We start from the raw sequence: 20,181 nt of genomic DNA, 5'->3' as shown, positions 1-20,181 counted from the left end.
CTTATTCCTTCACCTGATGCACAACATCGATCACCGAGCCATCGCGGTAACGCACAACGGCAACGACGCGGTCGGTGAATTCAATCGGCTGTGGTTCACCGGTCAGCAGACGCGCACGTTCGCGCAGCCACTCAATGGAAACCACTTTAATGCCCGCTTCCTGCAGACGTTCTGCCAGTTCCGGACGTGCCGGGTTAACTGCGATACCGTGGTCTGTGACCAGAATATCGACACTGGAGCCTGGGGTGATGCAGGTCAGCACGTTATCCACCAGAGTCGGAATACGACCGCGTACCAGCGGCGCGACGATGATGGAAAGCGCAGAGGCAATCGCGGTATCGCAGTGACCACCGGAAGCACCACGCAGTACGCCGTCAGAGCCGGTCAGCACGTTAACGTTGAACTGGGTGTCAATTTCCAGCGCGCTCAGTACCACCACGTCGAGACGATCAACCGATGCGCCTTTCGAACCCCAGTTAGCGTACTGGTTGGCGCTGATTTCGATGTGATTGGGGTTACGGGCCAGCGATTGCGCAGCATGGCTGTCAAAGCTCTGCACATCCAGCAGTTTGCGGATCAGACCTTTTTCGTGCAGGTCAACCATCGTCGCGGTAATACCGCCAAGGGCGAAGTCGGCGCGAATATCGCGGCTACGCATTTTGTCTTCCAGGAAACGGGTTACCGCCAGCGATGCGCCGCCGGTGCCGGTTTGCATGGAGAAACCTTCTTTGAAGTAGCCAGAGTTGACAATCACATCCGCAGCGCTACGGGCAATAAGCAGTTCGCGCGGGTTAGTGGTCATACGGGTCGCGCCAGCGCCGATTTTTGCAGCATCGCCAACGCGGTCAACTTTGACGATCAAATCAACCTGATCTTGCTCAATGCTTGCCGGATTATGCGGATAAGGCAGCAGTTCTTCGGTAAGCATCACGACCTGTTTTGCGTTGTCGGCATCAACCATTGCATAGCCGAGGGAGCCGCAGCAGGCTTTACCGGTGTAGCCGTTGGCATTACCGAATTCATCACAGGACGGGACGCCGAGGAAAGCCACGTCGATATTCAGTTCGCCGCTCTGTACCAGATGCACACGTCCGCCGTGAGAGTGGATCTGCACCGGTTCTGCCAGCAGACCACGGGAGATCTCTTCCGCCAGTGGACCACGCAGGCCGGAGGTATAAATGCGGGTAACCACGCCCTGGCGAATGTGTTCTACCAGCGGCGCATGGCAATCACTCAGGGAGCTGGACGCCAGGGTCAGGTTTTTAAAGCCCATCTTCGCGATGACGTCCATCACCATATTGACGGTCAGGTCACCGCCACGGAAAGCGTGATGGAAGGAAACCGTCATGCCGTCCTGTAAACCAGAGCGACGAATCGCTTCTTCCAGGTTGGCGCACAGTTTGCGATCGCGCGCTTTTTCAGCCTGATAGGTTTGTTTCGGCGAGTTCTGGAAAGCGGCAAGATCGCATTCAGCGCGACGATTCCAGGCCGCTACCCGTTCTTGTCGTTGAGATTGTTCAATTTTCTGCGTCATTTTGATTGCCTTATTCTTCGCGGATGCCGGAAAGTTCTGCACGGGAGAGCACCAGACGGGCGCGATCGATAACCGGACCGTCCACCATCTTGCCGTTCAGGGAAACCACGCCGAGGCCTTCGCGAGCGGCGGCTTCAGCGGCTTCTACGACGCGGCGGGCGTGATCCACTTCTTTCTGGGTCGGTGCGTAGAGGTTGTGCAGCAGATCAATCTGACGCGGGTTGATCAGCGATTTGCCGTCAAAGCCCAGCTGTTTGATGTGGGCGGCTTCTTGCAGGAATCCAGCTTCGTTGTTAGCGTCGGAATAGACGGTATCGAACGCCTGAATACCCGCAGAGCGCGCGGCCTGCAAAATGGAACAGCGTGCGAACAGCAGTTCAGTTCCTTCCGGGGAGCGTTCTGTACGCAGGTTGCGCACATAGTCTTCTGCACCGAGGGCGATACCGATCAAACGCTCGGAAGCGTGAGCGATTTCCACTGCGCGGGTAATGCCCAGCGGAGATTCAATCGCCGCCAGCAGGCCGGTGCTGCCGGGTTCACGACCACAGGCTTTTTCGATACGCAGGATCTCTTTTTCAATATCCAGAACATCCTGAGCGGTATCGGTTTTCGGCAGACGCACAACGTCCGCACCACCGCGAACGACGGCTTCCAGGTCGTTAACACCCCATTCGGAATCCAGCGCGTTGACACGCACAATGGTTTCAATATCGCGATACAGCGGATGTTGCAGCGCGTGATAAACCATGCGGCGGGCGGTGTCTTTTTCACGTAATGCCACGGAGTCTTCGAGGTCAAACATCAGGGCATCAGCCGGGTAGATGAAGGAGTTGCTGACCATCGCGGCATTGGCACCAGGCACAAACAACATGCTGCGGCGGGTGCGAGTTTTACGTTGTTGCAGCGAAGCGGAAATCATTGGCAATCCTCCCATGGCAGAGCCGGGATACCGCTGGCGCGTGCCAGCAGGGCTTCCAGTCGTGCACGTAAAATGCAGTCCAGTGCGCCTTTGTCATCGACATTCAGCTGTACGCCGCGCACGTTGTAGCGGGCGAGAACGTCCAGAATGGTGGTGCGAATTGCATCGCCAAACTGTTTCTCAACGCTGCTATTGATTTGCAGGTCGATATCCTGCGTATCGAGTGGGGCGATGCGTATCATCACATCCCCAGACTCAAGGGTGCCTGCAACGGCGGGCTGGTTTATTTTCATTTTTCACCTGTTTCTCATGCGGGGGTCTTTTGACGAGCTGCCGCGTCCTGGCGGGAGTGCTCAAGCAGGTTCTGCAAATAATGCAGCGTGACTGCAGGGACCAGCGGCGCGATAGCCGTGAGATCGTTTTTCGCCAGCAGTTGACGTACCCGGGAAGCGGATATCGGCATCTCCTGGTAACGCAGCCGCTCAATTTCAACCAGTTCGATGGGCGGTGCGGAGATAGTCGGCGTTTCCAGCCAGTAGCGCATATCCTGGTTGTACTGGGCGGTAACGCGACAAAAGGGTTCAGTACCGACAAAGCGGTGAGTTACACCCAGCGCGGGAGCGAGGTACTGACGGAAAATCTTCAGATCAATTTCGGTGTAACAATGGTTAATGACGCTCTGTTCTTTAATGAAGTAGCAAGGGAACGTAGCGCGGGAGATGATGTATTCGGAGCCGCGATGCACAGTCAGGCGTGGAATATCGGCGGTGCCTTTTAACACCAGATCCAACCGGTCTTCATAGGGGAAGCGTGAAGAATCTTCTTTGACTAAAAACAGATGCAACCAGTCGCACTGTGCCGCAGCTTGTTGAATCAGATAACGGTGACCATTCGTGAAGGGATTGGCGTTCATCACAATGCAGCCAATCTTGTTCCCTGGATGACGAAATTTTTTCAGCGATTCGGCATAGCGTTTCAGTCGCGTGGCGCTGTTTTCCATCAGCACCATCACGCCGGGTACGCTGGTCAGCGTGGAAAAACCGCACTGGCGGAACAGCGCCTCGTATTCGGTTTTGGTATAAATAAACAGATGCGTGCTGTGCCGCTCATAGGCGAGGTTTATCAGTTCAGTGGCTAATGTCAGCGCCAGTCCTTCACCGCGAACGGATTCACTGATAGCAACGCATTTAATAATATTTCCGGCAATTCCACCGCACGCGATAAGCTTTTCATCGCGGGTTACGGTAATAAATACTTCGACTGTGGTGTCAACGCTCAAATCATTTTCATGCAGGAATTGGGCGATTTCCGCCATTTTTTTATTTTCTGAACGTTTTACGCGGGTGAAAATATCATTGCCGAACATAATAAATAGTATCCTGAAGGTGCATGTTGTTATCGATTTGCAACGAATGTTGTTCAATGTTGCAAACTGATAACCTTTTATTTTCACTTGGGAGAAAGGGGGGTGATCGAGGTATATCTTTTTCTCCTTTCGCTATACATCCTAAGGAGTATTGCAGCGTGAAATTTTGATTTATTTCACATAGAGTTAGTGGTTTTTTATTTATTTAATGGTTTTAAGTTTTTTAATTAATGTAATTACGAAATGACCTGCAGGTTTAAGTGATTTAATTGATTTAATGAATAAAATTTGCCACGATCATAATTAATATCTATGTATTTTGATTCAACATTTTAATTACATCCGTCAAAGAGGCTCGGGACAACCCGCAAGGAAAACAATGTTGCAGCTTAACGAGAATAAACAGTTTGCATTTTTCCAAAGACTGGCATTTCCGCTGCGTATCTTTTTGCTGATTCTGGTGTTCTCAATATTTGTCATTGCAGCCCTGGCGCAATATTTTACGGCCAGTTTTGAGGACTATTTAACGCTTCATGTACGCGACATGGCAATGAATCAGGCGAAAATTATTGCCTCCAATGACAGTGTCATCTCTGCGGTGAAAACGCGTGACTACAAACGGCTGGCGACCATCGCTAACAAATTACAAAGAGATACCGATTTTGATTATGTGGTGATTGGGGACCGGCACTCGATCCGCCTTTACCATCCTAATCCGGAGAAAATTGGTTATCCTATGCAGTTCACCAAACAGGGCGCGCTGGAGAAAGGGGAGAGCTACTTCATTACCGGGAAAGGGTCAATGGGGATGGCGATGCGCGCCAAAACGCCAATCTTTGATGACGATGGAAAAGTCATCGGCGTGGTGTCGATTGGCTACCTGGTGAGTAAAATCGATAGCTGGCGGGCTGAGTTTTTATTACCGATGGCAGGCGTGTTTGTCGTGCTGTTAGGGATTCTGATGTTGCTGTCGTGGTTCCTGGCAGCGCATATCCGTCGGCAGATGATGGGCATGGAGCCAAAGCAAATCGCACGCGTGGTCCGTCAGCAAGAGGCGCTGTTTAGTTCGGTTTATGAAGGGCTGATTGCGGTGGATCCGCATGGTTACATTACCGCCATCAATCGTAACGCAAGAAAGATGCTGGGGCTGAGTTCCCCCGGACGGCAATGGTTGGGTAAACCCATTGTTGAAGTGGTCAGGCCCGCCGATTTCTTTACCGAACAGATTGATGAAAAACGTCAGGATGTGGTGGCGAACTTTAACGGTCTGAGCGTTATTGCCAACCGGGAAGCTATTCGTTCAGGTGATGATTTGCTGGGGGCCATTATCAGCTTTCGTAGTAAAGACGAAATTTCCACCCTCAATGCGCAACTGACGCAAATAAAACAATACGTTGAGAGCCTTCGTACATTGCGACACGAGCATCTCAATTGGATGTCGACGCTCAATGGTCTGTTGCAGATGAAAGAGTATGATCGCGTGCTGGCGATGGTGCAGGGGGAGTCTCAGGCCCAGCAACAGCTTATTGACAGCCTGCGCGAGGCGTTTGCCGATCGCCAGGTGGCGGGGCTGCTTTTTGGTAAAGTGCAGCGCGCCCGGGAACTGGGGCTAAAAATGATCATTGTCCCCGGTAGCCAGCTTTCGCAACTGCCGCCAGGACTGGATAGCACCGAGTTTGCAGCCATTGTGGGCAATTTACTTGATAACGCCTTCGAAGCCAGCCTGCGTAGCGATGAAGGAAACAAGATCGTTGAATTATTCCTCAGCGATGAAGGCGATGATGTGGTGATTGAAGTCGCCGATCAGGGCTGCGGCGTTCCAGAGTCTCTACGAGACAAAATATTTGAGCAGGGGGTCAGTACGCGTGCTGACGAGCCCGGTGAACATGGCATTGGGTTGTACTTGATTGCCAGCTACGTAACGCGCTGCGGTGGTGTTATCACTCTCGAAGATAATGATCCCTGCGGTACCTTGTTTTCAATCTATATTCCGAAAGTGAAACCTAATGACAGCTCCATTAACCCTATTGATCGTTGAGGACGAAACGCCGCTGGCAGAGATGCATGCGGAATATATTCGTCACATTCCCGGATTCAGTCAGATATTACTGGCGGGAAACCTGGCGCAGGCCCGAATGATGATCGAGCGTTTTAAGCCGGGGCTAATCTTGCTCGATAACTATCTTCCTGACGGCAGAGGGATTAATTTATTGCATGAACTGGTGCAGGCGCATTATCCCGGCGACGTGGTGTTTACCACTGCAGCCAGCGATATGGAAACGGTGTCTGAAGCCGTACGTTGTGGTGTATTTGATTATCTCATTAAGCCCATTGCCTATGAACGGCTGGGGCAAACGCTAACCCGTTTCCGCCAGCGTAAACATATGCTGGAAAGTATTGATAGCGCCAGCCAGAAGCAAATTGATGAGATGTTTAATGCCTATGCTCGCGGTGAACCTAAAGACGAACTGCCGACCGGCATTGATCCCTTGACGCTAAACGCGGTGCGAAAACTGTTTAAAGAGCCTGGTGTGCAACATACGGCAGAAACGGTGGCGCAGGCACTGACCATCAGTCGCACCACTGCCAGGCGTTATCTTGAATATTGCGCCAGCCGCCATCTGATTATTGCTGAAATTGTTCACGGCAAAGTTGGCAGACCACAACGCATATACCACAGTGGGTGACATGATAAAGCCGGAGGAAACTTGCCTCCGGCATTACTATTTACTTGCCTGTGACCGCTGCTGCCGTTCCTGGCACCATCAGCTCTGTAGCAACGATAACAATCACTAGCCCAACAAGCACCGGCACCGAGGTGCGTTTTACGACTTCAAATGGTGAGATTTTCGCCATCCCGGCAACCGCAACGACTACGCCAGAAACGGGTGATAGGGTACGACCCAGGTTTGACGCCTGCAGCATCGGGATAGTCAAATACGCCGGGTTAATGCCGGAAGAGTGCGCCAGTTTCGGGATCATCTCAACAAACGCATAAAACGGCGCATTGCCTGAACCGGTCGTGACTGCCGCCAGCATGGTCAGAATCACCAATACCAGCATCAGGATGATACTCGCCGAACCAAACGAGGTAGCGATAGAAATCAGACTTTGAATAAAGCCGATGGTGCTAAGCCCCTGAGCGAATACCCCAGCGGCAACCAGCAGCATCACCACGTTAGCAAACGCATCTGCCATCCCGCGATAAGCCACTTCCAGACCAGAGAAAACTTTCTGGGTATTAAAGCTGCGGAGGAACTCCAGAATGGAGGCAATCAGCATACAAATCACCAGAATAGTGATGATGTGTAATTGCGGACCCCATTTACCGTCAAAAATCAGTACACCGATGATCGGCGTGAACGGCAAAATGGCATAAAACGCAGGAGCAGTGGTGGTGATTTCACTGACATCTAACATTTCATGAGAGATGTGCTCTTTTTTATCCAGATAACGTTGCCAGAAGAAGTGGGCGATCGCCATGCCGATAATTGCAGCAATTGAGATAGGCAGCGTCGTTTTGAAGGCGAAGTCAATCAGCGACATTTCGGAAGCTTGCGCCGCCAGCACCACATCCCCTGAAGTCGGTGCGAGAATAATCGCCGCCGGGGAGGCACAAATGGCAGCAGCTGCGCCACGACTGATACCAACGTTTACCATCACCGGAAATAGGGTTGCCATCAGCAAAACACCCAGACCGGTTGCGGAAGAGACGGCCAGAGACATCAGACAGGCGACAAAATAGGCGGCAATCATCAGCAGGTAAGGGGAGTTAATATACTGCAATGGTTTTGACGCCAGCTTGACCACCATATCATTCGCGCCGATATGGGTCATGTAAGCGGCAAATCCACACAGCATCATAATCATCATGCCGAGGTCGCCGCCGCGGCTCATTAGTAATATTTTAACGTATTCAACGATATCCGTGGCGCTGTAGCCTGTTGAAGCCTGGCTGGACGGTAACACTTTGTGCCCCATAATGGCACTGATAATCAGCAATAACAGGCCACCGACAAATAACACACCAGTGGCGGAATACCCTTTAATGATGTAGCGAGCTACACCCACAATAACCACAACCCCAATAAGGAGTTCAATGAATGTCAGCATAATTTTTCCTGTCTCCAGGCCCCAAAGTAAATAATAAAAAATTCCTAAAGCTTAAGGAAAAAATATGCCCAATAAATTGTCGATGAATGCTGATTAAAATCAAGAAAAACTGCCATTAAGACATTGAAGTTGCTGTTTTTATACATAGATAACAAAACGCATATTTAGCGGTTGGCAATTATCACATAATAATGTGTGCAAATTGATGGTGGATTGATGCAAATTTGTTAATTGCAATGGTGTTAGCTGCGGCTGTGCGCTCAAAAAATAATCTAATATGAGCACAGGTTGACGATATATTATATACTTCGTTAAGATGATTGTTGTATCTCGTTAAAAAATAAAATAATTTTTCCTTGATTGCATTTTGTCATCAAAAAAGACTTGGTTTTTCTTTTTTGACTATTCCCATCGCAGAAAACGACGCATCATCTTTAATCGATGCGCGGAAATATTTAACTTGAACAAGCGGAAATAAATGAGCAGCTATTCAGATTATTCTTTATGTTGGGTCTATTAAGGTTATGTTAATTGTAGCTTTGCTATGCTAGTAGTAGATTTTTGATAAATGTTTTATGGTCACAAATGAACGTGAGTAAATATGTCGCTATCTTTTCCTTTGTTTTTATTCAGTTAATCAGCGTTGGTAAAGTTTTTGCTAACGCAGATGAGTGGATGACAACGTTTAGAGAAAATATTGCACAAACCTGGCAACAGCCTGAACATTATGATTTATATATTCCTGCCATCACCTGGCATGCACGTTTCGCTTACGACAAAGAAAAAACCGATCGCTATAACGAGCGACCGTGGGGTGGCGGTTTTGGCCTGTCGCGTTGGGATGAAAAAGGAAACTGGCATGGCCTGTATGCCATGGCATTTAAGGACTCGTGGAACAAATGGGAACCGATTGCCGGATACGGATGGGAAAGTACCTGGCGACCGCTGGCGGATGAAAATTTTCATTTAGGTCTGGGATTCACCGCTGGCGTAACGGCACGCGATAACTGGAATTACATCCCTCTCCCGGTTCTACTGCCATTGGCCTCCGTGGGTTATGGCCCAGTGACTTTTCAGATGACCTACATTCCGGGTACCTACAACAATGGCAATGTGTACTTTGCCTGGATGCGCTTTCAGTTTTGAGACAAATGAAGTTTTAGTAACTTCTTTAAAATCAATAGCTAAAATAAGTAACATCAAAAATAACGCGACTTTTATCACTTTTTAGTAAAGTTACACTGGACAAAGCGTACCACAATTGGTGTACTGGTAACCGACACAGCATTTGTGTCTATTTTTCATGTAAAGGTAATTTTGATGTCTAAGATTAAAGGTAACGTTAAGTGGTTTAATGAGTCCAAAGGATTCGGTTTCATTACTCCGGAAGACGGCAGCAAAGACGTGTTCGTACACTTCTCTGCAATCCAGACTAATGGTTTTAAAACTCTTGCTGAAGGTCAGCGCGTAGAGTTCGAAATCACTAACGGTGCCAAAGGCCCTTCTGCTGCAAACGTAATCGCTCTGTAAGATACGTCAGCAAGAATTCAAAACCCGCTTAATCAGCGGGTTTTTTTTGGTCTTTAGTGTGCGGTTGAGGCCGAAAACAGCCAGAATGCCAGTGCGGTCATGGCAAAAGACCCCAGAAGGTTGACGAAAACGTTCAGTAATGCCCAGCCAAAGCGGCCCTCTTGTAACAAAAACACCACTTCTGCCGAAAATGTTGAGAAGGTTGTTAGACCGCCACAAAATCCGGTGGTGATTAATACTTTCCACACTGGATCAATGTTCGTCATCCTGCTGAACCATGCGAATCCCATTCCTATGATGAATGCCCCAATCAGGTTTGCTGTCAGCGTCCCCAACGGAATCGCCTGATGCAGTGGGTTAAATCGCATACTTAACAGCCATCTCGCCACGCTTCCCGTACCACCGCCAATAAAAACTGCTAAAAGAAGTTGTAACACTGCAAAATCCTGCTATTTGATTTGTATGAGTGATAAGTGTAACGCCGAATAATCGTCGTTGGCGAATTTTACGACTCTGACAGGAGGTGGCAATGCTGGTTGCCGCAGGACAGTTTGCTGTTACATCTGTGTGGGAAAAGAACGCTGAGATTTGTGCCTCGTTGATGGCGCAGGCGGCGGAAAACGACGTATCGCTGTTTGTCCTGCCGGAAGCATTGCTGGCGCGCGATGATCATGATGCAGATCTATCGGTTAAATCAGCACAGCTGCTGGAAGGCGAATTCCTCGGACGTTTACGGCGAGAAAGTAAACGTAACATGATGACGACAATTCTGACGATTCATGTTCCTTCAACGCCGAGGCGCGCATGGAATATGCTGGTGGCACTTCAGGCAGGAAACATCGTCGCCCGTTATGCCAAACTGCATCTCTATGATGCATTTGCCATTCAGGAATCACGCCGTGTTGATGCTGGTAATGAAATCGCTCCGTTACTGGAGGTGGAAGGGATGAAGGTCGGTCTGATGACCTGTTATGACTTACGCTTTCCAGAGCTGGCGCTGGCACAGGCATTACAGGGAGCTGAAATCCTGGTACTTCCTGCCGCCTGGGTTCGCGGGCCGCTCAAAGAGCATCACTGGTCAACGTTGCTTGCCGCTCGTGCGCTGGATACCACCTGTTATATGGTGGCGGCGGGGGAGTGCGGGAACAAAAATATCGGTCAAAGCCGGATTATAGATCCCTTTGGCGTCACCATTGCGGCAGCGTCAGAAATGCCTGCACTCATTATGGCGGAAGTGACGCCCGAACGTGTGCGTCAGGTGCGCGCGCAACTGCCCGTCTTAAACAACCGTCGCTTTGCGCCGCCGCAATTATTATGATGTTTTTTTACTCGGCGCTTGATTCACCTTGTTACAGATTGCTATTGTGTGCGCGCGTCGAATGACCGTTAATATTCTCTGGTTTTTAAGGCGCGTTCTGTTGCCGGTTATATGTCAAGAAGGTATCTATGGGTGAGATTAGTATTACCAAACTGCTGGTAGTTGCGGCGCTGGTCGTTCTGCTGTTTGGGACTAAGAAGTTACGTACGCTGGGCGGAGACCTTGGAGCGGCCATTAAAGGGTTCAAGAAGGCGATGAATGATGACGATGCTGCGGCGAAAAAAGGCGCAGACGTTGATCTTCAGGCTGAAAAGCTCTCTCATAAAGAGTGACGTGGCGAGCAGGACGCTCCCTCAATATCTTGTTCGATACAAAAAACCCGCTTCAAAAAGCGGGTTTTTTATCAGACAGATGTAAGTAATTATTACAGGATTACTTAACTTCCATCCCTTTCGCCTGCAAATCGGCGTGGTAAGAAGAGCGGACAAACGGACCGCATGCAGCATGGGTAAAGCCCATCGCCAGCGCTTCGGCTTTCATTTCGTCGAACTCATCCGGGCTAACGTAACGTTGAACCGGCAGGTGATGGCGGCTTGGCTGCAAATATTGCCCCAGCGTTAACATCGTCACACCATGACGGCGCAGGTCGCGCATTACCTCAATAATTTCTTCATTGGTTTCACCCAGTCCCACCATCAGACCAGACTTGGTCGGGATTTCCGGATGCGCTTCTTTAAAGCGTTCCAGCAGCTTCAGCGACCAGTTGTAATCTGCACCAGGCCGTACCTGACGGTAAATACGCGGTACGTTTTCTAGGTTATGGTTGAACACATCTGGTGGCGTTGCAGTCAGAATATCCAGAGCACGATCCATACGACCACGGAAATCCGGCACCAGAGTTTCAATTTTGATTTGCGGGCTTTTTTCCCGAATGGCAGTAATGCAATCCGCAAAGTGCTGGGCACCGCCATCGCGCAGGTCATCACGGTCAACGGAGGTGATAACCACATAACGCAGCGCCATATCGGCAATGGTCTGCGCCAGTTTCACTGGTTCATTGGCATCAGGAGCTACCGGGCGACCGTGGGCAACATCACAGAACGGACAACGGCGGGTACAAATAGCGCCGAGGATCATAAACGTTGCTGTGCCGTGGTTGAAGCATTCCGCCAGGTTAGGGCAGGAGGCTTCCTCGCAGACAGAATGCAGGCCATTTTTGCGCATTGCGGCTTTGATGCCCTGGATACGTGTAGAGTCCGCTGGAAGCTTGATTTTCATCCATTCCGGCTTGCGCAGCAGGGCTTCGCGCTCTGTTGCCACGTTTTTAACCGGGATAAGGGCCATCTTATCGGCATCGCGGTATTTAACACCGCGTTCCATCACAATGGGTTTACTCATAGCGTGCGTGTTCCAGTTGCGAATTACGAAGGAAAGCGTTTCAATTCAATAGATTGTTGTAATTATCAACTATTTTTGAATTAACGACTGGCAGTATATCATTGAAACGGACCTGAAAGCAGCCAAAGCGGTCGCGAAAATGTAAAATTGTTGTTGGATTGTGCCATTTTATCGTTCTGCGCTGTGATCTGGCTGTAACAATACTTTTTCAAAATGCATTACGGATAACATCTATTACTCCGTGCAGGATGGGATCACGCAGGCTGAATTTGTTGTAGTGGATAGAGAAATCTATTTGCTCCTCATTTAAGGACGGAAAAGGCAGTTTTTCCAGCGGCCAGCAGCGGCTAAACAGGTTATAAAAACGGCTGGGAATAATCGCTAACATGTCACTGTTGGCAACCAGTGCAGCGATTGTCAAAATGTTGTAGCTGGTGAAATTGATTTGCCGGTCCGGAAACATTTCTTGAACTCTCTGCCGCAGACCGCTGAAATTTTGCTCTTCCGGTAACAGAAGTACATGCGCAGCGTTGTCGATAGTCTCTCTGTCATCTTCTAAAGAGAGTAGTGGATTTCCCTCGCGGCAAATTAACACCATATTGTCGGTGAACAGAACATGATGTTGCACCGTACGATTGGTGCAAAACATGTTATCGATGATGAGATCGGTTTGAAACTGACTGAGTTGGTTTTCCGCGTCGCTGATGGGCGGGTTGCGCAGTAAAAGCTGCGGATAGTGAGTTTTAATCGCCCGATAGATGACAGGAAGGACCAGGGCTCCGACCGAGGGAGTGGTCGCAATAGTTATCGTTCGTTGCTTATCATAGCTTCCTTCGATATCCAGCGCGCCAAGAATGGACTCAAGGCCCTGACTGATATACTCATGTAGATGCATCGCAAATGCGGTAGGAGTGACACCCTGGCCTTTGCGAATAAACAATGGGTCAGGGAATATAACGCGCAGTTTCTGAATAGACTGACTGATTGCCGAGGGGGTCAGATTAAGCACTTTCGCTGCATTAACGATCCCTTTATGTACATATACAGCTTCAAAAATAGTCAGAAGGTTAAGTTCAATATTTCGTAAGGTTGTAAATATTTGTGGTTTACCTTCTGACGACTTTCTGCTTAAACAGGGTTCAATTTGATTATTACTATCCACGCACTTACTCCAATTTTATTCATGGAAAAATAATATTTAAAAAATTACAATAATCTTATGTCTAATTGGAACGGAACGCTTTTGCTCACCATAATCAACTATTTCAATAGGTTAATCAATGGGGTGAGTTACGGAGCAAGGCGTGGCACCGCATTTCTGCAAGTGATAAAGAAAATATACAAACGCGAAGGAGATGTAAAGCATTAGCAGGTATTATGAGTAATGACCCAGTGTAAATTGGGCCATTGAGGTATGCAATTAAGCGGTAATATATTCGAAGTCAGGATTGTTTAGTAGCGCTAAAATATTTTCCAGTAAACGTGGTGCAATATTATTAGTCGTCGCTTCGGGTTTCCATTGTGATATTTTAGCCATTTCCATTCCGGCATACCCACAAGGATTAATACGTAAAAATGGTGAAAGATCCATATTGACGTTTAATGCCAGACCGTGGAATGAACAACCGCGTCGAATACGTAAACCCAGTGAGCAAATTTTCTTTTCCCCGACATAGACACCAGGCGCGTCAGCCCGAGGATGCGCTTCTATACCCAGTTCAGCCAGGGTATTCACCACTGTTTGCTCAAGCAAGGTCACCAGTTCACGCACACCGAGTTTACGGCGTTTCAGGTTAAGCAACACATACATCACCTGTTGCCCCGGCCCGTGATAAGTCACCTGCCCACCGCGATCGCTCTGAATCACCGGAATATCACCCGGCATTAAAATGTGCTCCGCCTTTCCTGCCTGCCCTTGGGTGAATACCGGATAGTGCTCGACCAGCCAGATTTCATCAAGGGTACTATCATCGCGGGTATCGGTGAATTCATGCATAGCCTGGGAGATTGGCTCGTAAGGCTGAAGACCGAGCTGGCGGACAAGAATTTTATCCTGATACAAAACGGCATCTCCGTGGAGAATGAGTAAAAGTGGGGGAAAAGTATATCACAGCGAGGAGAGGGGAGTTACCCGACCAGGGGCCGGGTAACGGAGAAGCGAGTTACAGAACCATGCGGACAATATCGATTTTGCCCAGTTCTTCATACAGTGTTTCAACCTGCTCGATATGAGTGGCGTTGATAGTGATAGATACCGAGTGGTAGTTGCCTTTGCTGCTTGGTTTTACCGTTGGGGTGTAGTCACCTGGCGCATGGCGCTGTACCACTTCAACCACCTGATCAACCAGCTCAGGTAACGCCTGCCCCATAACTTTGTAAGTAAAAGGAGTAGGGAATTCAAGCAGTTCGTTAAGTTTGGTTTTCATGTCAGCTCCGGCGTAACGTAATTAAATAGCAACTCCCGCCAGAAGGCGGGAGTTTTTTACTGATGCTTAGTATATGGGGACGGAAATTACACTTTCAAGTGTTCAATTTTTAGCCAAACCAGTGATGGAACATTAATTTAATGTAATCAATGATTTTGCCGAAGAAGTTACCTTCCGGGATTTCTTGCAACACAACCAGCGGGCGTTGCTCGATCGTTTTGCCATCAAGCTGGAAGTTGATAGTTCCGACGACCTGATTCTTTTGCAGCGGCGCATGCAATTCACTGCTGTTCAGCACATAGCTGGCTTTCAGATCTTTCATGCGACCACGCGGAATGGTCAGGTACACGTCTTTATCAACCCCTAACGAAGCGCGATCAGAATCACCAAACCAAACCGGTTCAGAGGCGAACTCTTTACCTACTTTCAGTGGGTTAACGGTTTCAAAGAAACGGAAGCCCCAGGTTAGCAGTTTTTTACTTTCGGCTTCACGGCCTTTAAAAGTACGTCCGCCCATTACCGCAGAAATCAAGCGCATCTGGCCTTCAGTCGCAGAAGCAACAAGGTTGTAACCTGCTTTGTCAGTGTGTCCGGTTTTGATGCCGTCGACATTCAGGCTGTTATCCCATAACAGGCCGTTACGGTTCAGCTGGCGAATACCGTTAAACGTAAATTCTTTTTCTTTATAGATCGAGTATTCATTCGGTACGTCACGGATCAATGCCTGGCCGATCAGCGCCATATCTCGCGCGGAGCTGTACTGACCATCAGCATCCAGACCATGTACCGTCTGGAAGTGGGTATTTTTCAGGCCCAGTGCGTTAACGTAGCTGTTCATCAAGCCAACAAAAGCGTCCTGGCTACCAGCGGCAAAATCGGCCATGGCGACACAAGCATCGTTACCCGATTGCAGGTTAATACCGCGGATCAGCTGAGAAACCGGAACCTGCATGCCCGGTTTGAGGAACATCAGCGAAGAACCTTTAAACACCGGGTTACCGGTGGCCCATGCGTCGTTGCCGATAGTGACTAAATCAGTTTCTTTAAATTTACCGGCTTTCATTGCCTGGCCGATAACGTAACTGGTCATCATTTTGGTCAGGCTGGCAGGATCGCGGCGGACATCTGCGTTCTGTTCGGCGAGCACTTTGCCGGAGTTATAGTCAATCAGGATGTAGGACTCCGCATCGATCTGCGGTACACCCGGGATCATAGTTTTGATATTCAGGTCATCGGCATGTGCAGCAGAGATAAAGGCTGTGCAAAGAGCCGTGGTGAGCGCCAGGCGCTTCATGATACGAGCGGAAAAAATGGTATTCATGGTCTGAACTACGACATCCGTGATGGAATTAAAAAAGTGCCCTACTATAGCAAATGCACTACCGGCAGGCATCTGACTTTCCGCGTGACTTTGTTAACGTCATTTACAGAAATTGACACATCAGATGCCTGCTTTACGCTACTGCGCGGTAGTAATAAATGACTGTAATTGGGCTTCGGTTTGCAAACGTTGCTGCAAGGTACTGGCTTCGGCTTTGCTGGCGAATGGGCCAAGCTGGATCCGCCAGACCGCGCCATTTTGAGTTACGCGACCGGGGACGCCGAACTTCTGTCCCAGTTGCTGTTGGTACTGTTGCGCACGAGCCTGATCGCTTACGGCCCCGACTTGCACCATAAAGTTGCCGCTGGCGCTTTGCGAGACGGCTTGCGGTGTCACCATTGCAGGCGAGGTTGCAGGCGTTGTCAACGGAGCTGTAACAACGGGCTGTGGCGCAGGCGTCGGTTCGCTGCCTTCCAGTACACCAGGCGCTAAGGTCGTTGGTGCGCCGAGGAAACCGCTACTGGTTACCGGCGCGCCGGTCGGATCTTCGCTTTTTAGCGTCGAATTACTGACCGGAAGAATGTCACCCTGCGGGCCAGACACTGAACTTGTTCCCGCGCCACCGCTTAAATCGGGAGGTGCAGGCAGGGCGTAAGTCTGTTTGGCGACTGTGGTACAAGCCATACCAGGACCAGAAAGCGAACCATCCTGGGCGACAATAATCGGATCGATACGAACTTTGGTGTTGTTTGACGTGTTAAGACGGTCAGCTGCCGCGCGAGAAAGCGAAATAACGCGGTCGTTGCCGTAAGGGCCGCGATCATTAATGCGCACCACGATCATTCGCCCGTTAGCCAGGTTAGTGATTCTGGCGTAGCTGGGGATCGGAAGCGTTGGATGGGCCGCCGTCAGCTGTGTCGGATCGAAAGCTTCGCCAGAGGCCGTCAGGTTACTGCCTGGTTCGGCATCATAGATTGCCGCCAGTCCCGCCTGGCTAAATCGAGACGGATCCTGCACGATTTTGTAGCTTTTACCGTCGCGCTGGTAATCCTGATTTGCCGTCGCGTTCAGTGGTTCGAAACGCGGGTCCGCCCCGCTAATTTCAACTATGGGGCCGTTACATACCGCAGGCTGCGGTACACTTACCGTCTGTTGCTGACCATCATCGCTTGTACATGCCGCGAGCATTCCTGCCGCGATGCAGATCCCGAGCCACTGCTTACGCATTGCGCACCTCTTACACGCTTTTCGACAACATTTTCCTGTGGGTGTGGATTGACATTACAATCCCGAACCCAGCCATCAGCACAATTAGCGCCGATCCTCCATAACTGACCAGTGGGAGCGGAACCCCTACAACCGGCAGAATACCGCTTACCATACCAATATTTACGAAGACATAAACGAATAATATCAGCATTAAGCCGCCAGCCATGACGCGACCAAAGGTGGTTTGCGCTCTGGCGGCTATCCACAGCCCGCGCATGATCAGCAGAATGTAGAGAGCGAGCAGAATCAGAATGCCCACTAATCCCAGCTCTTCCGCCAGTACCGCGAAGATAAAGTCGGTATGGCGTTCGGGTAGAAATTCAAGCTGTGACTGAGTGCCGTGCAGCCAGCCTTTGCCGCGTAATCCGCCGGAGCCAATAGCAATTTTAGACTGAATAATGTGATAGCCCGCGCCGAGTGGGTCTGATTCCGGGTCCAGGAGCATCATTACGCGCTGGCGCTGGTAATCATGCATCAGGAAGAACCACAGAATCGGAATGAACGCCGCTACCAGCACTACTGCGACGCCAATCAGACGCCAGCTAAGGCCAGAGAGGAACAGTACAAACAGACCGGAAAGCGCAACGAGGATTGATGTTCCCAGGTCAGGCTGTGCAGCCACCAGCAGCGTGGGCATAAATATCAGTACCAGCGCGATGCCAGTGTTCTTCAACGATGGCGGGCAAACGTCGCGGTTGATAAAGCGCGCAACCATCAGTGGTACGGCTATTTTGGCAATTTCCGACGGCTGAAAACGAACAATACCGAGGTCCAGCCAGCGTTGAGCGCCTTTAGAGATGGCACCGAAAGCATCTACCGCCACCAGCAAAATAATACAGATGATATAGAGATAGGGGGCCCAGCCTTCATAAACGCGTGGAGGAATTTGCGCCATCACCACCATGATGACCAGACCCATCGCGATTTGGCCGATTTTACGCTCCATCATGCCAATATCCTGACCGCTGGCGCTCCAGATAACCAGGGCGCTGTAAACCAGCAATGCCAGTAAAATCAGCAGCATTGTGGGATCGAGATGGACTTTATCCCAGAATGTTTTTTTATTCGGATTATCCGTCATGATTAATGGTCCTCCGCTGCGGCAACCGCAGGATTTTCCGCAGGCAGATCGGTGTTGTTATCACCCAGCATAATGTGGTCGAGGATCTGACGCATCAGCGTACCAACCGCCGGACCCGCGCCGCCGTTCTCCAGAATCATGGCGACAGCCACTTGCGGATTGTTGTATGGCGCAAAGGCGGTCATCAGTTTGTGGTCACGTAAACGCTCGGCAATTTTGTGCGCATTATAGGTTTCGTTCGCTTTCAGACCGAAGACCTGAGCGGTACCAGATTTCGCCGCAATTTTGTATGGTGCGCTGGCAAAGTATTTATGCGCCGTACCGTTAGGGCGGTTAGCAACACCGTACATACCGTCTTTCGCCAGCTCCCAGTAACCGGAATGAATATCGCCGACGGGCGGTTCATGCGGTTGTACCCATGGCACCTGTTTGCCGTCTTCGGCGGTGCTCATCAGCAAATGCGGAACCTTCACGATACCGTCATTAATCAGGATCATCAGTGCCTTACTCATCTGGATTGGGGTCGCTGTCCAGTAACCCTGACCGATACCAACCGGAATGGTGTCACCCTGATACCACGGTTTTTTAAAGCGTTTCTGTTTCCATTCGCGGGTAGGCATGTTGCCGGAACGTTCTTCCGCCAGGTCGATACCGGTGTAATGACCATAACCGAATTTACCCATCCATTCGGAGAGGCGATCGATCCCCATATCGTAGGCCACCTGATAGAAGAAGGTATCCGCAGATTCTTCCAGCGATCTTGTGACATTCAGACGCCCGTGGCCCCATTTTTTCCAGTCACGATAACGTTTTTCTGAACCTGGCAGTTGCCACCAGCCAGGGTCAAACAGCGTCGTATTGCGCGTGATCACCCCGGCGCTCAATGCCGAAACCGCCACATAGGGTTTAACTGTAGACGCGGGAGGATAAACCCCCTGTGTAGCGCGGTTCACCAGCGGTGTATTCGGGTCGTTCAACAAGGCGGAATAATCTTTGCTGGAGATACCGTCAACAAACAAGTTTGGGTCATAACTAGGCGTGGAAACCAGCGCCAGCACCCCACCTGTACGCGGATCGGTGACTACCACAGCTGCGCGGCTACCCGCCAGCAGCGTTTCAATATATTGCTGGAGTTTGAGATCCAGCGTCAGGTAAATATCGTGTCCGGCTTGCGGTGGTACTTCTTTTAACTGGCGGATAACACGCCCACGGTTGTTAACTTCAACCTCTTCATAACCGGTCTGACCGTGCAGCACGTCTTCATAGTAACGCTCAATGCCCAGCTTACCGATATCATGCGTTGCCGCATAGTTGGCCAGTTTGCCGTCATTATTCAGGCGTTCGACGTCTTTATCGTTGATTTTCGACACATAGCCGATGACGTGGGTCAACGCCGAACCGTAAGGATAGTAACGACGTTTATAGCCTTTAACTTCAACACCCGGAAAACGGTACTGATTGACGGCAAAGCGAGCTACTTGTACTTCGGTCAGGTTAGTTTTCACCGGAATAGAGGTGAAACGGTGTGAACGTGCGCGCTCTTTTCGGAATGCAGCAATATCGTCATCGGTCAGATCTACCACGCTGCGCAAAGCGTCCAGCGTTTGCTGCACGTTATCGACTTTCTCCGGCATCATTTCTATCTGGTAGATAGTGCGGTTGAGGGCCAGAGGGATACCGTTACGGTCATAGATAATGCCGCGGCTGGGCGCGATAGGCACCAGCTTAATGCGGTTTTCATTAGAGCGGGTCTGGTAGTCGGTAAAGCGAACAATTTGCAGATTATACAGGTTGGCGATAAGCACGCCGGTCAGCAGCAAAATCCCCAAAAAGGCGACCAGCGCCCGGCGCACAAACAGCGCGGACTCTGCCGTATAGTCGCGAAAAGAGTTCTGTAGTTTCATCC

The 20,181-nt window shown here is 50.0% G+C and carries 20 protein-coding genes; 6 read left to right on the top strand and 14 right to left on the bottom strand.

Translation table 11 applies throughout. The annotated features are described in order from the left end of the window. Position 1: 1 nt before the first annotated feature. The 4 genes from citF to citC are packed head-to-tail and all read right to left on the bottom strand — an operon-like array spanning position 2 to position 3,819. Positions 2-1,534: a citrate lyase subunit alpha gene (citF, locus tag K0778_RS09155; protein ID WP_000192245.1), complete on the bottom strand. Its 1,533-nt coding sequence runs from the start codon at positions 1,532-1,534 to the stop codon at positions 2-4. Between the two features lie 10 nt (positions 1,535-1,544). Next, complete coding sequence (gene citE, locus K0778_RS09150; protein ID WP_000622357.1) at positions 1,545-2,453, bottom strand: citrate (pro-3S)-lyase subunit beta; 909 nt, start codon at positions 2,451-2,453, stop codon at positions 1,545-1,547. Further along, positions 2,450-2,746, bottom strand: coding sequence for a citrate lyase acyl carrier protein (gene citD, locus K0778_RS09145; protein ID WP_000700703.1), 297 nt, complete (start codon positions 2,744-2,746; stop codon positions 2,450-2,452). Before citD ends, citE begins: the two co-directional genes overlap by 4 nt. Before the next feature lie 14 nt (positions 2,747-2,760). Beyond that, positions 2,761-3,819 carry a [citrate (pro-3S)-lyase] ligase gene (citC, locus tag K0778_RS09140; RefSeq protein ID WP_000467705.1) on the bottom strand — a complete coding sequence of 353 codons (1,059 nt, stop codon included), beginning with the start codon at positions 3,817-3,819 and terminating at the stop codon, positions 2,761-2,763. Between the two features lie 379 nt (positions 3,820-4,198). Here citC and dpiB point away from each other — a divergent pair, with 379 nt between their 5' ends. Beyond that, the gene (gene dpiB, locus K0778_RS09135; protein ID WP_000939767.1) at positions 4,199-5,857 is read left to right on the top strand and encodes a sensor histidine kinase DpiB; all 1,659 of its coding nucleotides are present in this window, start codon (positions 4,199-4,201) and stop codon (positions 5,855-5,857) included. Further along, positions 5,826-6,506 (top strand): two-component response regulator DpiA, encoded by a 681-nt coding sequence (gene dpiA, locus K0778_RS09130; RefSeq protein ID WP_000126500.1) that lies wholly within the window; start codon positions 5,826-5,828, stop codon positions 6,504-6,506. Before dpiB ends, dpiA begins: the two co-directional genes overlap by 32 nt. Before the next feature lie 40 nt (positions 6,507-6,546). On the opposite strand, the gene dcuC is transcribed toward dpiA, so the two are convergent. Beyond that, positions 6,547-7,932 carry an anaerobic C4-dicarboxylate transporter DcuC gene (gene dcuC / locus K0778_RS09125; protein WP_000955063.1) on the bottom strand — a complete coding sequence of 462 codons (1,386 nt, stop codon included), beginning with the start codon at positions 7,930-7,932 and terminating at the stop codon, positions 6,547-6,549. Positions 7,933-8,517: 585 nt separating this feature from the next. Between dcuC and pagP the strand changes: the two genes are divergently transcribed. Together pagP and cspE are read left to right on the top strand one after the other, a co-directional pair. Beyond that, positions 8,518-9,078 carry a lipid IV(A) palmitoyltransferase PagP gene (pagP, locus tag K0778_RS09120; RefSeq protein ID WP_001103094.1) on the top strand — a complete coding sequence of 187 codons (561 nt, stop codon included), beginning with the start codon at positions 8,518-8,520 and terminating at the stop codon, positions 9,076-9,078. A 174-nt stretch (positions 9,079-9,252) separates the two neighbouring features. Next, positions 9,253-9,462, top strand: coding sequence for a transcription antiterminator/RNA stability regulator CspE (gene cspE, locus K0778_RS09115; RefSeq protein ID WP_000034825.1), 210 nt, complete (start codon positions 9,253-9,255; stop codon positions 9,460-9,462). A gap of 53 nt (positions 9,463-9,515) precedes the next feature. Here cspE and crcB read toward each other — a convergent pair whose 3' ends face one another. Further along, positions 9,516-9,899 (bottom strand): fluoride efflux transporter CrcB, encoded by a 384-nt coding sequence (crcB, locus tag K0778_RS09110; RefSeq protein WP_000939749.1) that lies wholly within the window; start codon positions 9,897-9,899, stop codon positions 9,516-9,518. Positions 9,900-9,991: 92 nt separating this feature from the next. Here crcB and K0778_RS09105 point away from each other — a divergent pair, with 92 nt between their 5' ends. Together K0778_RS09105 and tatE are read left to right on the top strand one after the other, a co-directional pair. Beyond that, the gene (locus K0778_RS09105; RefSeq protein ID WP_063084763.1) at positions 9,992-10,780 is read left to right on the top strand and encodes a deaminated glutathione amidase; all 789 of its coding nucleotides are present in this window, start codon (positions 9,992-9,994) and stop codon (positions 10,778-10,780) included. Positions 10,781-10,908: 128 nt separating this feature from the next. Further along, positions 10,909-11,112, top strand: a complete 204-nt coding sequence (tatE, locus tag K0778_RS09100) for a twin-arginine translocase subunit TatE (protein ID WP_000503931.1) — start codon at positions 10,909-10,911, stop codon at positions 11,110-11,112. 100 nt (positions 11,113-11,212) lie between these two features. Here the strand turns inward: tatE and lipA are convergent, their stop codons facing one another. From lipA to mrdA, 8 genes are all read right to left on the bottom strand, one after another. Next, positions 11,213-12,178, bottom strand: coding sequence for a lipoyl synthase (lipA, locus tag K0778_RS09095; RefSeq protein WP_000042632.1), 966 nt, complete (start codon positions 12,176-12,178; stop codon positions 11,213-11,215). 208 nt (positions 12,179-12,386) lie between these two features. Further along, on the bottom strand, positions 12,387-13,340 hold the full coding sequence (locus K0778_RS09090) for a YbeF family transcriptional regulator (RefSeq protein ID WP_001619222.1): 954 nt from the start codon (positions 13,338-13,340) through the stop codon (positions 12,387-12,389). Positions 13,341-13,598: 258 nt separating this feature from the next. After that, positions 13,599-14,240 carry a lipoyl(octanoyl) transferase LipB gene (gene lipB, locus K0778_RS09085; RefSeq protein ID WP_000284027.1) on the bottom strand — a complete coding sequence of 214 codons (642 nt, stop codon included), beginning with the start codon at positions 14,238-14,240 and terminating at the stop codon, positions 13,599-13,601. Between the two features lie 100 nt (positions 14,241-14,340). Then, positions 14,341-14,604 carry a DUF493 family protein YbeD gene (gene ybeD, locus K0778_RS09080; RefSeq protein ID WP_000850550.1) on the bottom strand — a complete coding sequence of 88 codons (264 nt, stop codon included), beginning with the start codon at positions 14,602-14,604 and terminating at the stop codon, positions 14,341-14,343. A gap of 109 nt (positions 14,605-14,713) precedes the next feature. Continuing rightward, a complete protein-coding gene (dacA, locus tag K0778_RS09075; protein WP_001092082.1) occupies positions 14,714-15,925 on the bottom strand; it encodes a D-alanyl-D-alanine carboxypeptidase DacA in 1,212 nt (403 codons plus the stop codon). A gap of 138 nt (positions 15,926-16,063) precedes the next feature. Beyond that, entirely contained in the window at positions 16,064-17,152 is a 1,089-nt protein-coding gene (gene rlpA / locus K0778_RS09070) for an endolytic peptidoglycan transglycosylase RlpA (RefSeq protein WP_001619223.1), read from the bottom strand. A gap of 10 nt (positions 17,153-17,162) precedes the next feature. Continuing rightward, on the bottom strand, positions 17,163-18,275 hold the full coding sequence (gene mrdB / locus K0778_RS09065; RefSeq protein WP_000131719.1) for a peptidoglycan glycosyltransferase MrdB: 1,113 nt from the start codon (positions 18,273-18,275) through the stop codon (positions 17,163-17,165). 2 nt (positions 18,276-18,277) lie between these two features. After that, positions 18,278-20,179, bottom strand: coding sequence for a peptidoglycan DD-transpeptidase MrdA (mrdA, locus tag K0778_RS09060; protein ID WP_000776191.1), 1,902 nt, complete (start codon positions 20,177-20,179; stop codon positions 18,278-18,280). Positions 20,180-20,181: the final 2 nt, after the last annotated feature.

Source organism: Escherichia sp. XD33, from assembly GCF_019375075.1.
Classification (GTDB): Bacteria; Pseudomonadota; Gammaproteobacteria; order Enterobacterales; family Enterobacteriaceae; genus Enterobacter; species Enterobacter flexneri_A.
The sequence above is the reverse complement of the archived record's forward strand: the minus strand, read 5'-3'. Positions and strand labels throughout refer to the sequence as shown.

Excerpts from the sequence above, each read along its gene's own strand:
- citD (WP_000700703.1), bottom strand. The coding sequence starts at position 2,746 with ATGAAAATAAACCAGCCCGCCGTTGCAGGCACCCTTGAGTCTGGGGAT.
- dacA (WP_001092082.1), bottom strand. The coding sequence starts at position 15,925 with ATGAATACCATTTTTTCCGCTCGTATCATGAAGCGCCTGGCGCTCACC.
- ybeD (WP_000850550.1), bottom strand. The coding sequence starts at position 14,604 with ATGAAAACCAAACTTAACGAACTGCTTGAATTCCCTACTCCTTTTACT.
- citF (WP_000192245.1), bottom strand. The coding sequence starts at position 1,534 with ATGACGCAGAAAATTGAACAATCTCAACGACAAGAACGGGTAGCGGCC.
- citE (WP_000622357.1), bottom strand. The coding sequence starts at position 2,453 with ATGATTTCCGCTTCGCTGCAACAACGTAAAACTCGCACCCGCCGCAGC.
- tatE (WP_000503931.1), top strand. The coding sequence starts at position 10,909 with ATGGGTGAGATTAGTATTACCAAACTGCTGGTAGTTGCGGCGCTGGTC.
- lipA (WP_000042632.1), bottom strand. The coding sequence starts at position 12,178 with ATGAGTAAACCCATTGTGATGGAACGCGGTGTTAAATACCGCGATGCC.
- pagP (WP_001103094.1), top strand. The coding sequence starts at position 8,518 with ATGAACGTGAGTAAATATGTCGCTATCTTTTCCTTTGTTTTTATTCAG.
- dpiA (WP_000126500.1), top strand. The coding sequence starts at position 5,826 with ATGACAGCTCCATTAACCCTATTGATCGTTGAGGACGAAACGCCGCTG.
- dcuC (WP_000955063.1), bottom strand. The coding sequence starts at position 7,932 with ATGCTGACATTCATTGAACTCCTTATTGGGGTTGTGGTTATTGTGGGT.
- mrdA (WP_000776191.1), bottom strand. The coding sequence starts at position 20,179 with ATGAAACTACAGAACTCTTTTCGCGACTATACGGCAGAGTCCGCGCTG.
- citC (WP_000467705.1), bottom strand. The coding sequence starts at position 3,819 with ATGTTCGGCAATGATATTTTCACCCGCGTAAAACGTTCAGAAAATAAA.
- rlpA (WP_001619223.1), bottom strand. The coding sequence starts at position 17,152 with ATGCGTAAGCAGTGGCTCGGGATCTGCATCGCGGCAGGAATGCTCGCG.
- cspE (WP_000034825.1), top strand. The coding sequence starts at position 9,253 with ATGTCTAAGATTAAAGGTAACGTTAAGTGGTTTAATGAGTCCAAAGGA.
- K0778_RS09105 (WP_063084763.1), top strand. The coding sequence starts at position 9,992 with ATGCTGGTTGCCGCAGGACAGTTTGCTGTTACATCTGTGTGGGAAAAG.
- dpiB (WP_000939767.1), top strand. The coding sequence starts at position 4,199 with ATGTTGCAGCTTAACGAGAATAAACAGTTTGCATTTTTCCAAAGACTG.
- mrdB (WP_000131719.1), bottom strand. The coding sequence starts at position 18,275 with ATGACGGATAATCCGAATAAAAAAACATTCTGGGATAAAGTCCATCTC.